Origin of the sequence: Algoriphagus sp. oki45, assembly GCF_036245605.1 — a bacterium.
In the GTDB taxonomy this organism is placed as follows: domain Bacteria; phylum Bacteroidota; class Bacteroidia; order Cytophagales; family Cyclobacteriaceae; genus Algoriphagus.
Window position 1 is genome coordinate 1,433,381 of sequence record NZ_BTPC01000001.1, and the last position, 13,220, is coordinate 1,446,600.

The following is a 13,220-nucleotide window of genomic DNA, read 5'->3' on the forward strand; positions in this document are numbered from 1 at the left end:
GTTTTTTGCAAACCGACAATAAAGGCCTCCGAAAACCGCCAAAAGTCATATACGCGAAACGTTAGCCACAATTATGACAGACAAACACTAAAACTCTTTAAAACATAAAAAATATGAAGGTATTTATTAGTTGGTCAGGAGACCGAAGTAAACGAGTAGCAGAACTGCTTGACAATTGGATTCAATGTGTAATTCAAGCCGTTAATCCTTGGATGTCCTCAAAGGATATTGATAGAGGCGCATTATGGTTTACGGAAATAACAGACCAATTGGCGAATACAAGTATTGGTATAGTATGCTTAACAAAAGAAAATAAGAACAAGCCATGGATATTATTTGAATCCGGAGCATTAGCAAAAGGATTATCCTCAAACCGAGTTTGTACTTTTTTAATTGATTTAGCACCAACAGATTTAGAAAATCCACTAGCCCAATTCAATCACACATTCCCAACCCGTGATAGCGTTTGGGAACTTGTAAGAACAATTAATTTATCTCTTAAAGAACATGCTCTAAAAGAATCAATTTTATTAAAAGTATTTGAAACGTATTGGGCGCAGTTTGAGACTGATTTTCAAGATATTTTGACAAACACCCCAGAAACTGAGGTCGTAACAAAACGTAAAGATAACGACATAATGTTGGATGTTTTGTCGACTGTCCGGCAACTTGACAAGCGTCTTCGTAATATTGAATCAACTAACGAAAGACAAATTATTTTTACAGAAAATGAAATTTTAAGAAGAGAGCCTGATAGAATGAGTTTGAGTGAATTAAGGGTACAAATACAAAATTTACTTGAACAAGAACTACCTGAAGAAATTATTATGAGTATCCTTTCTGAAAAAGGAGCTGTTCCTCGCACCATAATTAGACGTGAAATTGAACGTGGTAAAACATTTCACGAAAGCAAAAAAGAAAAATAACTGAGGCTAATCGAGTAGAAAGCCCCCACTGGAAGTAGAAAAGCCCAGACTTCGCAAAGCGGCAAAAAAGTTATTGGTAATATTTTAAGAGAATTAATTACATTAAATAAAATCACAAAAAACAAACATCATGAAAAAAATAACATTATTAGCAATTGTACTGACTTGCTCATTTTGGTCTTGCAAACCGACAGAAATCTTACCAGGCTTCAAATTATATGACGCTCCGAATGCTGTTGACAAACCTGGTAGAATTTACCGCTTAAGTAATGACAATAAAACAGACTATTTGGTTGAATACTTACCGATTAATCCACAGTCTTCTAGTATTGTTATTCCTGAAAAGGAAAAAACGAAAACAATGAAAATTGGAACTATGTTATCTTTTATTTCAAACAATTCTGTGGTAAATGCGAATGGGGAATTAAATTCAAATAAAGTTTCAAATTTTAACTTCAAATTAAAGGATGCACAAATTTATAAAATAAGTGATGCTGATTTGAGGCCACATTATGCAGAAATGAAAAAAAGAATTACGGATGACATTAAATTATTCGGATTGCAAAGCCCCAGGTACTTCATCGTTAGAGAATCTGTTACCGCAACAGAAATTTTTATTCAGACAACAAAAGATGTAAAGAATGATGCTAGTCTAAAAGCTGAAATAGATAGAATTATAGGTGCAGATGCTAATATAAATTGGACCAGCGGTCGCAAGGATGAAATAAAAGTGACTTTGAAAGATGGTTTATTTGTTTTCTATAAACCTGAAGAAATCAGTTTGCAAACAAGTGCAGCAGGAGATGTTGAAATTTCGATTAAACCTGCTAAGCCAGTAGATATTGAAAAACTGCAAATTGGCACAAAATAAACATGAAATATTTTGTGCTAATTTTGGCCATTACATCTTTATCTGCTTGTATTTCTACCAAGCCTCAAGAAGGTTCTAATGAAGCTACGTTAGAAAAACTTGATAGCATTAACAGTTGGTATAATCGCCTTGTTTTAAAGCAGCTTGGACCGATTTATATTTTTCAAACAGAACCCTACAATAAAGACGAAAGAATAATTCATGGGAATCTTTTTGATTACTATTTGGTTGAAGAAGGGGAAGAACAAGGAAGTTTTAGTTCAGATTTTATAAATTGGAATTTCTATATTGCTAAAGATTATTTAGATCAAAAAAATCTTAGCTATACAAAAATATATCTTCAGATTCCAATTAAAAAAGAGGGATTTACTCATAACCTTTCTTCCAATGCGGCAAAGCAAGGGTCTATTATAAGTAAACTAACAAGACAAGAATTTTTCTTTGACAATTCAATTGCAAGTTTAGTCGATTCAAAAAGATATAATCCCAACTTTACTATTTCTGAGTTACCTAAAGAACTAACCATGCTTATTAAAGAAAGGTTTGAAAAAGTGAAAACCTTTTTACCAGAGAATTATAGGTCAAAAATTATTCACTCAAAATTGATAATATCAGAGCCTTCTGCAGATTTTGACGCATCAAAATTATTCTTAAATAATTTTGATGGCAATGTAAAAATCTCCTCAGTTCTCGTACGAGCGATTTTAGTTAAAGCTATTACGCAAGAAGCTTTGTTACTACTTGATTATGCAGGAAGTGACTTTAAACTTGACATACCTGTTCAACTTTTGAATATCCCACAATTGCAAGCTAGAAATCAATCAGGGATTGACGATTTAATTGCCTTATTTTATCCACAACAGCCGAGTAGGGAAAGTACAAGAAAAAGATTTGCAAGGGTTCAAAAGCCCAAAATTGAAACCGCCTATAATAACATCATTGCTACAATTAATTCCACACTTGATTTCTTATTTCTTCACGAGTTTAGCCATATTTATCTTGGTCCAAATATGATAGATGAGTTTAGGGCAGACTGTTATGCCTATTCACCTTTAAAAAGACAAAACTCCAAAATTGACTATGGAGTATTTAGAGAGTTAATGGTTACAGCAATCCAAAATAAAGGCGGACATTATTGGATATCTAATGAAGATTCTTTAAAACTCCAAGAAATTGTTGACAGGTATGACAGAGTAAAAAAAATTGATTCTTTAGTAAACAATGAAGTGCTTACAATAGACCTACAATGCGACAAGCTAGACTATTAAATATTACTACCCCCTCTGGGAGTAGTAAAGCTTGATTTGGTAGGTGACCGTTTGAAATCCCCCACTGGGAGTAGTAAAGTCAGTCAGGACTAAGCGTATCCCGGCTGTACGGGAGCAACTACGCCTTCATATCATTAAGAATTTGCAATTCGCTCAACCCTAAAATCTCATCCGGGAGTAGTAAAGCCAAATAGAACTTGGCGTAGTACCCCAAAAAACAAATACGGCAAAGGACTTATAGACTGATCGGGAATTGAGGGTTTATTTTGGATCAAGAATTCAGCATAGCCATTCGAACTGATGAATCTGATATCCTTCCCAACTCTTTCCGGAAAATACCTGCTGCTAGTATTGTTGACCTTTGCGCCGATTTCTAAGCGGATTTTTGCTCAGGAAATCATCCCGGAGGTCATCATTGGCCATCAGCTATGGATGGGAGAAAACCTGAATGTCCACACCTTCCGAAACGGAGACTCCATCCCTCAAGCCCGATCCTACCAAGAATGGGCTCAAGCTGCCCGAAAAAGACAACCTGCTTGGTGCTATTTTGAAAACAAGGAAGAAAATGGCGCCTCCTACGGCAAGCTCTACAACTACTTTGCGGTTTCCGATCCCCGAGGACTCGCTCCTGAGGGTTGGCGAATCCCCTCTCAGGCAGATTGGCTGGATTTGATGGTCAGCTTGGGAGGAAAGGACGTGGCAGGAAAATTCCTAAAGCAAGAGTTCGGCTGGAACGATCAGGGCAACGGAACCAATTCCAGTGGCTTTTCGGCTATGCCGGGGGGATTTCGGGAGCTTTCCCTACTCAAACTAAACGAAGGCTTTGTGGCAGGAGGAAATTTCGGCTATTGGTGGAGCAGTACCGCGGATACCCGCACCGAGTCGGTCTGGATCGTAAGTCTGAGCTTTAAAGATGATCGCCTGTTTTCCAGCTTTGAGAGTTCATTCTCGGATGGATATTCGGTTCGGTGTGTAAAGGATTAGAGGAGATTTCCGGCTTTTTTGATTTTTCTTGTGACTAGGCGTATCCGGGACTAGGCGTAGTTTGTAACTACGCCTTTCTATTATTAAGAATTTGTAATACTCCCAGCTAGGATTAGTATATCCAATTAGGACAAGATGTATCCCGACAGTTGTACGGGATACGCTCAGCCCCTAATCGACCCCCTCTGAATAGGGTTTACCAATAATATTGGGGACAGGGTTTTCTACTCCTTAATCCGCCCAAACACCAAGCCCAAAAACCTTGTTTTCACTTTTTAAATAATCAGGCTGCGTATGGAAACGGATTTATTTAGAATTACCTTTTTTGGAATCCTCATCTATTCCGTATATGTCGCTACCACGATTTGGATTCTTGTAAAAAAGGAATTCAAATGGATAAGTGTGGTCTTTCCAATCATCGCATTGACTGAAGGGCTTTTTATCGATTGGCGTTGGAATCAGCTACAGAATTTTGACGGTGTATATCAAATAGTCTTAGGAGGATTACCGAGTTTTTTGATAGCAATCGGGTTTCCTTTCATTGGATTTTACTTACATCATTTCTTACCCAGTAAAGTCAGGCTTTATCTCAGAAATACCGATTTATTCCCTTTTTCATCAGAGAGATTGAAGGAGGCTGATTTCCAAAAATATTTTACCCGTGGTTTTATCTACAGCTTTTCCACTTTAATCCTGCATGAACTATCCCAGACACTTCATATTTCCAGTAGAAACACTTTTGATCTGATCGATATTGTATTCATTCTAATTGGCTCAGTATTGAGTGTGGTTGTGTATAGGATTTTTAAAATCGCTTACAATACGAACTCCGACTAAAGCATTGTCCCTAGCTACTTTCAAAAATCCCCTTCTCAAACACTCCCTCAAGGGAATAGGTTATCCAAGCAATTAAGTCCTGTCCATGATCCCAACCGATAATTTCCAGAAAGTGGAAGTCACTTCCTCCTCCGAATTGCGCACTTGGCTGGAGCAAAATCACCAACAAAAGGAATCGGTTTGGTTGGTCACTTATCTGAAGGCTGTTCCCGAAAAGTACCTCTCCCGAGAAGCTGTTCTGGATGAGTTGATCTGCTTTGGCTGGATCGATGGGATTCGTAGGAAGCTGGACGATCGACGGACCATGCAGCTGATTTCTCCCCGGAGAGTGCAGCATTGGGCACAAACCTACAAAGATCGGGCGGCCAAGTTGATCGCTGAGGGCAGGATGCACGAAGCCGGCTTTGGTTCTATTGACTATTCGAAGCAAGTCGGTCTTTGGGATTTTATGGACGATGTGGATCGGCTGGAGGTGCCGAGGGATCTGCAGGATGGATTAGACCAAATCCCCGGAGCAAGTGATTTTTTCCATGGGATCAATGATTCGAGCAAGCGATTTGTGCTCCGTTGGCTCAAGCTCGCCAAGACCGAAAAGACCAGAAAGGCAAGAATTCAACAGCTTGCCGAGTTGTCTGGGCGAGGAGAGAAATTGAAAGGGAGTTGAGGATTTTTACCGTTTGGCCTAACCGGGGCAAAGGCACCTTAATATCCTAAACTTCCTCAATGGTTTAAAAATGATTTTACCTTCTCCGTTTCGCTGGCGATCGGCATCCTTTTCCAAATCGAAAATTCTACGCCAGCGAGGGGTGATTTTGGGGTTGAACCTTTATCCAAGGGTTGAACCCTTGTCTGATATAGGACGCTCCGTTGGAGCTAGTTCTCCCTGAGTTTACCGAAAGGTCGAAGCATCGGTCTAGGACTAGGCGTAGTTTGCAACTACGCCTTTCTATACCTACAAATTTGTAATTTGCTTCAATTAGAAAATTTCATTCATGGGAGAAGCTTACCAAATAAGAGATCAGGAAATGCCCTATTTCCTCACTTTTCAGGTAGTGGGCTGGGCTGATGTTTTTACCAGAAAAGAATATCGTGATTTGATTTTGGAGAACCTTTCTTTTTGCAGATCAGACAAGGGATTGTCCTTATATGGTTATGTGGTTATGTGATCATGAGCAATCATATTCATTTGGTTGTTCAACAAAGAGACGGTAAGCTTTCGGATTGGATAAGGGATTTCAAAAAGTTTACAAGCAAAAAGTTATTAAAATTGATTTTAGAAAATCCTCAAGAAAGCAGGAGAGAATGGTTAAGGATGATTTTTGAGTATCATGCTAAATTTAATAAGCGATCAGGCGATTTGCAGTTTTGGACACATGACAATCATGCTATTGAATTATCTCACCCCGAAATGATTGAAAGTAGGATGACCTACATTCATCAGAATCCAGTAAGGGCAGGTTGGGTTGAAAAGGCCGAAGATCACCTGTATTCCAGTGCCAGAAATTATGCCGGACTAAATGGATTGATTGAAGTGGATTACTGGTGATTTAAACTTTTTTCCCAATTAAAAATTGGTGAGGATAGAAGAGCGTAGTTGCAAACTACGCTCAGTTCCAGACATCGGACACTTGTGCTGAGCTTGGTTGCACCCTTGGCTGAAATAAAACGCTCCGTTGGAGCTTGTTCTACTTCGGACATCGGACTTCAGTCATCGGTCTTTAATCAACTGTCTTCAATCCTTCACCACAAAACACTGCTTTGCAATCTCCAACTCTTCATTGGTAGGTATCACCAGAATTTGAACGGCTGAAGTCTCGCTTTGGATAGCGCGAGGGCCGGAATTGGGTAGTTTGTTCTTTTCTGAATCCAGCCTAATGCCCATAAAATCCATCTTTCCGCAGACCAAGGTTCGGGTGAGCTGGTCATTTTCTCCCACTCCTCCGGTAAAAACAATCGCATCCAGTCCATTCATCGCGGCTGCAAAGGAACCGATATATTTTTTGATCCGATAGGCATACAACTGATAGGCTAAGATGGCTTCGGGTTGCCCCTGATGATACAGCTTGCCGATATCCCGCATATCGCTGTAGCCCGTCAGTCCCAGCATGCCACTCTTCTTGTTGAGCAAAGTATTGACCTCATCAAGGGTATAGCCCAGTTCATTGACCAGGTAAAAAATCACGGATTGATCGATATCCCCGGCACGAGTGCCCATAATCAGCCCATTCATCGGACCCAAACCCATGCTGGTATCCACGCATTTCCCATCCTGAATCGCCGCCATGCTGCAGCCGTTTCCAAGGTGAATGGTAATGAGTTTGCTTGACTTTTTCCCCAAGAGCTCCATCGCCCTTTCCGACACATACTTGTGGCTCGTCCCATGAAATCCATAGGCCCGAATCCCTTCTTTTTCATACAATTCATTGGGAATGGCCATGCGAAAGGCCACAGCGGGCATACTTTGATGGAAAGCCGTGTCAAACACGGCAATCTGTCTGGCCTGAGGAAAGATCGTTTCCGCCACTTCGATTCCCAGGTAGTTGGCCGGATTGTGCAAGGGAGCCAAAGGGAAAAGGGACTTGATTTTGGCCTTGATCTCGGGGGTAATCACCTGAGTCGAAGCAAACTTTTCTCCCCCATGCACCACCCGATGGCCTACCACTTCCACCTCCGAAGGATCGGAAATCACGCCTACTTCCTTATCGGTCAGGAGTTGGGCTACGTTTTGAAGCCCCACCGAATGATTGGGAACTGGTATTTCCAGTACTTTTTTCACTTCTCCTTGTGCCATAAAGGACTTATGCTCCACTTTGGAGCCATCCAGCCCGATCCGATCCACCAAACCGGAACACAAGACCTTTGCCTCGGGCATGGAAAAGAGTTGGTACTTGATCGAGCTTGAGCCGGAATTGATGACGAAGATGTTCATTTTTTGAAAGAGGGAAGACGGAAGACCGGAGACAGAAGACCGGAGACGGAAGATTTTGCAGAATTATCAATTTTCAATTTTCAAGCTCAATTATCAATTGAACTTCCCTTGAAAATTGGTAATTGGTTTTTGATAATTGCTCATTGCTCATTGCTCTTGCGCTTGTATCGCCGTAATCACCACAGTATTGAACACATCCACCACGGTACAGCCACGGCTTAGATCATTGACAGGCTTATTCAAGCCCTGCAGCATCGGGCCGATGGCGATGGCACCCGTTTCCCGCTGCACGGCTTTGTAGGTATTGTTTCCGGTATTCAGATCGGGAAAAATCAGCACACTCGCCTGACCGGCCACCTCGGAATTGGGCAGCTTTTGCCTGCCTACCACAGGATCCACAGCCGCGTCGTATTGGATCGGTCCTTCGATTTTCAGATCCGGTCTTCTGAGTTTGACCAAGTCGGTCGCTTTTCGGACTTTTTCCACTTCTTCTCCTTCTCCTGAGGTCCCGGAGGAATAGGAAAGCATGGCGATTTTGGGTTCTATACCAAACATCACCGCTGATTCTGCGGAGGAAATGGCAATGTCTGCCAATTGCTCGGAAGTCGGATTGGGTACGACTGCACAGTCTCCAAATACCGAAACCCGATTGGGCAGACACATGAAAAAGACCGAGGATACCGTATTCACTCCCGGCTTGGTCTTCACAAACTGCAATGCAGGGCGGATGGTATGCTGGGTGGTATGCACAGCACCGGAAACCATACCGTCTGCATCTCCCCGGAAGACCATCATAGTCCCAAAATAAGACACATCCTGCATCAGATCCCGAGCCATCTCCAGCGTGATTCCTTTGTTTTTCCTCAGTTCGAAAAGGGTCTGAGCATAGGTCTCGTACCGATCAGAAGCTAGAGGGCTTTCAATCTCGATGGAATTCAGGTCCAACGACAAATTGAGCCTTTTGATCCCCAATTCGATGGACTCCCGATTGCCCAAAAGGGTCAATTTGACCACACCCTGCTTGATCAACTGATCTGCTGCCATTAGGATGCGGTCGTCCTCGCCTTCCGGCAAGACAATATGCTTGATGGAGGATTTGGCCCGCTTGACCAACTGGTATTGGAACATTCTCGGTGTAAGCACCTCCGAATGGAAACCAATCAGCTTTTCGGTAAGCGCCTTTTCATCTATGGCATCTTCGAAAAGCCGAATGGCAATGGCGATTTTTTCCTTGTCCTCGGCAGCAATTCTTGCCTTGATATTACTCACCTCGGTGACCACTTCGAAGGTGGCTTCTTCCACTTGTAGAATAGGCACCACTGTCTCCAGACCTTCGATCAACTGCACAATGGAATCCTCGGGAAGCATGCCTCCGGAAAGAATCAGCCCGGAAATTTTCCCGAAATTCTTGGAAATATTGGCCTGCAAAGCTCCAATGATGATATCTCCCCGATCGCCCGGAGTGATCACCAGCGTATTGTTTTCCACCCGCTGAAGGAAATTTCTCAGCTGCATGGCACCCACGATGGTATGGTCCACCCGGTTGGTCAGGAGCTTTTCACCCAAAATCACCTTGGCACCCATGGAATCCCTGATTTCCTCCATGGTAGGATTGCTCAGCTCCATATGGGAAGGAATGGTGCTGATCAGAATATCTCTGGACAAAACCTCCTGTAATCGGGCTTTTATCTCTTCTTCTTTTCCGCGTTCTACTTTATTGGCTACCAAAGTCAGCACCTGCACCCCTTCGGCAAGGAAGGAATTGACCGTGGCGATGGCCTGCTCGACGATCTGCATCACAGTCTTGTGGGCACAGTTGACGATGATTACCGCGGGAATCCCCAGGTTTTTGGCTACCGATACATTCCCGTCAAACTCCAGATTGGTCGCGATCCCTGCAAAATCTGTCCCTTCCACCACGACAAAGTCCGAGCTTTCCCTGATACGCTGGAATTTATCGATTATGGTATCGATCAGGGCTGCTTCATTCTTTCGGTTGATTTCTTTAAATGCCCTTTCGATGGTAAAAGCAAACATGTCCTCGTAGGGCAATGCCAGATTAAAATGCTGCTTGATCAGCTCGAGTCGCCGATCCCGATGATCCTTCTGAACGGTGATGATGGGCTTGAAATAGGCGATTTTGTCGGTTTTGGAAGCCAAAAGATTAACCAAGCCCAGGGCAAAGATGGATTTTCCTGAAAATGGCTCCGTGGTAGTAAGGTAAACTGCGTTGGTCATGATAAAAGCTGATTGGGAACTCTATGCTTACAAAAGTCCGGAAAACTTCCCCCGAAAAGACTGATCAAAGTCAGTTTCCGAAAGGAAAAATATCCGAATTAATTCCGAAAAGACTGCAAATTTCCAAGCCCTAGTTGCAGGGTTTCCTGCTTCTTTCCATTTTAGCCAAAGATGAATCAAGCACCCCCTCACCTATCCCGCCAACTCGGGCTTTTGGGCTTGGCAGCCACAGGAATCTGCTCCATGATCGGGGCATCAATCTATGTGGTGCCTTTTATGATCCAGCGCAATGTCCCGGGAATCGGCCCCTACGTTCTTCCTGCTTTCCTGTTTGCTGCCATTCCGGCGGTGTTTGCCGCCTTGGCCTACACCATTTTGGCTTCAGCCATGCCCCGGGCGGGAGGATCTTACCTTTACGCCAGTCGGGCAATCCATCCCTATTTTGGATTTGCGGCTAGCTTTTCCCAGTGGTTTGGACTCTCCATCGTGATCGGAGTGATTGCCTATGTGGTAGTTCCCTTTTTCAGGGATGTGGCTCAAGCTTTGGAATGGACCGATGTGGCAGATTTTCTGGAAATAGGCAGCGTAAGGGTATTACTCTCTCTTGCTTTACTTTGGGCCTTTGTGGGCATCAATATTTTGGGGGTGAAGTTTTATGAAAAAACCTTGATTCCGCTGATGTTGCTCATGTTTGGGCTGGGTGGGGTTGTGATTATCTGCGGTTTACTTTACAATCAAGGAGATTTTCTTTTGGCCCTTCAGGAAAAAGACCAGCAAACCCAAGAACTCTATTCCGGTAACTTCGATTGGAAAACCTTCCTCTCGGCAGCAGCCCTGCTTTTCTCCAGCTTTATCGGCTTTGATGCCATTGCTCAGGCGGGAGGAGAAGCGAAAAATCCGGAGAAAAACCTTCCCCGAGCGATTGGATTGGCCATTTTTGGGGTAGGCTTATTCTATTTTGCCTTTACTTATGCCGTGTACCACACCGTGCCTTGGCAGTTTGTGGCTGAAGAATCGCTGAAAAAAGACCTGACAGCAGCTGGATTGCTGAGCTATGTTTTACCATCCAGTTTGGGGGTTTTGATCCTTCTGGGAGCTGCTATTGCGCTTCTGAATGACCTTCCGGCTATGATCCTTTCCGTTTCCCGATTGGTTTTCTCCTGGGCTGAGGACGGGATTTTCCCATCCCGGCTTTCCAGAGTTCATCCGAAATACCAAAGTCCCTATTTGGCGATTTTGCTCAGTGGGATGGTTTCTACTTTGGGGATTTTGGGGAGTCATTTTGCAGGGGATTTCTTTCTGGGGATCGACATCATGGTCACTTCCATGCTGGTCAATTTCCTCCTAATGTGCCTTTCTTTGCTGCTTTTCCCTAAAGTAAATCCCACCCTGTACAAGCGGATTATCGTGTTGAAAAGCCAATTCCTTCAGCGTTTGGTGGGTTTTGCCGGGGTAATTTTCCTGAGCGGGTTTTTGATCATCCACGTGACGAAAGATTTGCAAAGTCCGCTCTCGGAATGGTATTTTCACTCCACCTGGATTTGGCTGCTCGTGATGGGGCTGGCCTCCCTTTATTTTATTTTCCGATGGAAAACCAAATTCTCCCAAAATCCAGCACTCAAAAATCAATTCTCTCAATTACCTCCTGAATAAGATGTCAATTTCAACAACAATCCAACTCGCTCCCGGACTGACGATTTCCCGAGCTTTAATCGGCCTCTGGCAGATTGCCGATATGGAGCGGGATGGCAAAAAAGTAGACCCCATACCAGCCGCCCAAGCCATGAAATCCTATGTGGATGAAGGTTTTCATACCTTTGACATGGCAGACCATTACGGTTCGGCAGAGGAGATTTCGGGAGTTTTCCGGAAAACTTACGGACAAGATTTGGCCCAACATTTCACCAAATGGGTGCCTTCTCCGGGCAATCTGACCAAAGCCCAAGTTCGCGAGGCGGTCCAGACTGCCCTCTCCCGCATGCAAACCGAGCGAATCGACTTGATGCAATTCCATGCTTGGCAATATGCACACCCCAGCTGGCTGGATGCCTTATTTTGGTTGCAGGAACTGAAAGAAGAAGGGCTGATCGGACACTTGGGCTTGACTAATTTCGATAGCGCCCATCTCAATATGGTTCTCCATTCCGGCATAGAGATCGTTTCCAATCAGGTTTGCTATTCTCTTTTGGATCAAAGAGCCACTGGTGAAATGACGGAGCTTTGCCAAAGGCATGGGGTCAAGCTCCTGGCATTTGGAACTTTGGCGGGAGGATTTCTTTCTGAAAAATGGCTGGAAAAACCTGAACCTCAGCTGAATGACGCGCTGACTTGGTCACAGATGAAGTACAAGCGCTACATTGACGCAGCAGGAGGTTGGGAGAAGTTTCAAAACCTGCTCCGAGTACTCCAACCCATTGCCCAAAACCATGGAGTCAGCATTTCTACCTTGGCAAGTCATTTTATCATGACCCGCCCTGCAGTTGGTGGAGTAATTATCGGCGCAAGGCTGGGGCAAAGTCAACATCTGGAAGAAAACCGGCAACTGTTCTCTTTTTCCCTAAGTGAAAAAGAGGAGGCTTCTATCCAAAATGCCTTATCCGAACCCCATAAAATCCCCGGTGACTGTGGAGATGAGTACCGAAAACCACCTTTTCTGACTGCATCTGGAGACTTGAGTCATCATCTGGACAGTTTTCCAGCCCCCTACCCCACCAAAGCAGGTTCGGATGGAAGGACCAAAGCCCTTAGCGGAACGATCTGGGAGGATATCGCAGGATTCAGTCGGGCCATACGAAAAGGAAACCGGATTTTAGTGTCCGGCACCACCGCTACGCATGGTTCCAAAGTGATCGGCGGAACTGATCCCGCTTCGCAAACCCATTTCATTTTGGACAAAATCGAAGGAGCTATCCTCTCTCTCGGAGGAAAAATGGAAGATGTGGTCCGCACCCGGATTTTTATCCGAAATGTGGATCAATGGGAACCGATTTCACGAGCTCATGGCAAGCGCTTTGGAGAAATCCAACCTGCCAATACCATGGTCAGGGCAGATTTGATCGGAGATGAGTATTTGGTAGAAATTGAGGCGGAAGCTGTCGTAGAATAAGCGAAAGTTCGGGATTTTACCGACAAAATACCCTAACTAGCAGCAAAGCATTTCCTTTCCT

Annotated in this window: 11 protein-coding genes; 9 read left to right on the forward strand and 2 right to left on the reverse strand. The window is 43.8% G+C overall.

Annotated elements, in window-relative coordinates:
* Nucleotides 1-113: 113 nt before the first annotated feature.
* The 7 genes from AAA942_RS06290 to AAA942_RS06320 all read left to right on the forward strand — a co-directional run bounded on the left by AAA942_RS06290 (nucleotide 114) and on the right by AAA942_RS06320 (nucleotide 6,432).
* Nucleotides 114-926 (forward strand): hypothetical protein, encoded by an 813-nt coding sequence (locus tag AAA942_RS06290; RefSeq protein WP_338219390.1) that lies wholly within the window; start codon nucleotides 114-116, stop codon nucleotides 924-926.
* 130 nt (nucleotides 927-1,056) lie between these two features.
* Nucleotides 1,057-1,797, forward strand: coding sequence for a hypothetical protein (locus tag AAA942_RS06295; protein ID WP_338219391.1), 741 nt, complete (start codon nucleotides 1,057-1,059; stop codon nucleotides 1,795-1,797).
* Between the two features lie 2 nt (nucleotides 1,798-1,799).
* Entirely contained in the window at nucleotides 1,800-3,065 is a 1,266-nt protein-coding gene (locus AAA942_RS06300) for a hypothetical protein (RefSeq protein ID WP_338219392.1), read from the forward strand.
* A 300-nt stretch (nucleotides 3,066-3,365) separates the two neighbouring features.
* On the forward strand, nucleotides 3,366-4,049 hold the full coding sequence (locus AAA942_RS06305) for a fibrobacter succinogenes major paralogous domain-containing protein (RefSeq protein ID WP_338219393.1): 684 nt from the start codon (nucleotides 3,366-3,368) through the stop codon (nucleotides 4,047-4,049).
* A 294-nt stretch (nucleotides 4,050-4,343) separates the two neighbouring features.
* Entirely contained in the window at nucleotides 4,344-4,886 is a 543-nt protein-coding gene (locus AAA942_RS06310) for a hypothetical protein (protein ID WP_338219394.1), read from the forward strand.
* 85 nt (nucleotides 4,887-4,971) lie between these two features.
* Nucleotides 4,972-5,550: a YdeI/OmpD-associated family protein gene (locus AAA942_RS06315; RefSeq protein ID WP_338219395.1), complete on the forward strand. Its 579-nt coding sequence runs from the start codon at nucleotides 4,972-4,974 to the stop codon at nucleotides 5,548-5,550.
* A 453-nt stretch (nucleotides 5,551-6,003) separates the two neighbouring features.
* Nucleotides 6,004-6,432 carry a transposase gene (locus tag AAA942_RS06320; protein ID WP_338219396.1) on the forward strand — a complete coding sequence of 143 codons (429 nt, stop codon included), beginning with the start codon at nucleotides 6,004-6,006 and terminating at the stop codon, nucleotides 6,430-6,432.
* A 186-nt stretch (nucleotides 6,433-6,618) separates the two neighbouring features.
* Here the strand turns inward: AAA942_RS06320 and AAA942_RS06325 are convergent, their stop codons facing one another.
* Together AAA942_RS06325 and pta are read right to left on the reverse strand one after the other, a co-directional pair.
* Nucleotides 6,619-7,815 (reverse strand): acetate/propionate family kinase, encoded by a 1,197-nt coding sequence (locus AAA942_RS06325; protein ID WP_338219397.1) that lies wholly within the window; start codon nucleotides 7,813-7,815, stop codon nucleotides 6,619-6,621.
* A 147-nt stretch (nucleotides 7,816-7,962) separates the two neighbouring features.
* Nucleotides 7,963-10,053 carry a phosphate acetyltransferase gene (pta, locus tag AAA942_RS06330; protein WP_338219398.1) on the reverse strand — a complete coding sequence of 697 codons (2,091 nt, stop codon included), beginning with the start codon at nucleotides 10,051-10,053 and terminating at the stop codon, nucleotides 7,963-7,965.
* 171 nt (nucleotides 10,054-10,224) lie between these two features.
* Between pta and AAA942_RS06335 the strand changes: the two genes are divergently transcribed.
* Nucleotides 10,225-11,706 (forward strand): APC family permease, encoded by a 1,482-nt coding sequence (locus AAA942_RS06335; protein WP_338219399.1) that lies wholly within the window; start codon nucleotides 10,225-10,227, stop codon nucleotides 11,704-11,706.
* Between the two features lies 1 nt (nucleotide 11,707).
* On the forward strand, nucleotides 11,708-13,159 hold the full coding sequence (locus tag AAA942_RS06340; RefSeq protein WP_338219400.1) for an aldo/keto reductase: 1,452 nt from the start codon (nucleotides 11,708-11,710) through the stop codon (nucleotides 13,157-13,159).
* Nucleotides 13,160-13,220 lie beyond the last annotated feature (61 nt).

Coding starts and splice junctions, on each gene's coding strand:
- AAA942_RS06315 (WP_338219395.1), top strand. CDS start 4,972: ATGATCCCAACCGATAATTTCCAGAAAGTGGAAGTCACTTCCTCCTCC.
- AAA942_RS06310 (WP_338219394.1), top strand. CDS start 4,344: ATGGAAACGGATTTATTTAGAATTACCTTTTTTGGAATCCTCATCTAT.
- pta (WP_338219398.1), bottom strand. CDS start 10,053: ATGACCAACGCAGTTTACCTTACTACCACGGAGCCATTTTCAGGAAAA.
- AAA942_RS06325 (WP_338219397.1), bottom strand. CDS start 7,815: ATGAACATCTTCGTCATCAATTCCGGCTCAAGCTCGATCAAGTACCAA.
- AAA942_RS06340 (WP_338219400.1), top strand. CDS start 11,708: ATGTCAATTTCAACAACAATCCAACTCGCTCCCGGACTGACGATTTCC.
- AAA942_RS06335 (WP_338219399.1), top strand. CDS start 10,225: ATGAATCAAGCACCCCCTCACCTATCCCGCCAACTCGGGCTTTTGGGC.
- AAA942_RS06290 (WP_338219390.1), top strand. CDS start 114: ATGAAGGTATTTATTAGTTGGTCAGGAGACCGAAGTAAACGAGTAGCA.
- AAA942_RS06305 (WP_338219393.1), top strand. CDS start 3,366: ATGAATCTGATATCCTTCCCAACTCTTTCCGGAAAATACCTGCTGCTA.
- AAA942_RS06300 (WP_338219392.1), top strand. CDS start 1,800: ATGAAATATTTTGTGCTAATTTTGGCCATTACATCTTTATCTGCTTGT.
- AAA942_RS06295 (WP_338219391.1), top strand. CDS start 1,057: ATGAAAAAAATAACATTATTAGCAATTGTACTGACTTGCTCATTTTGG.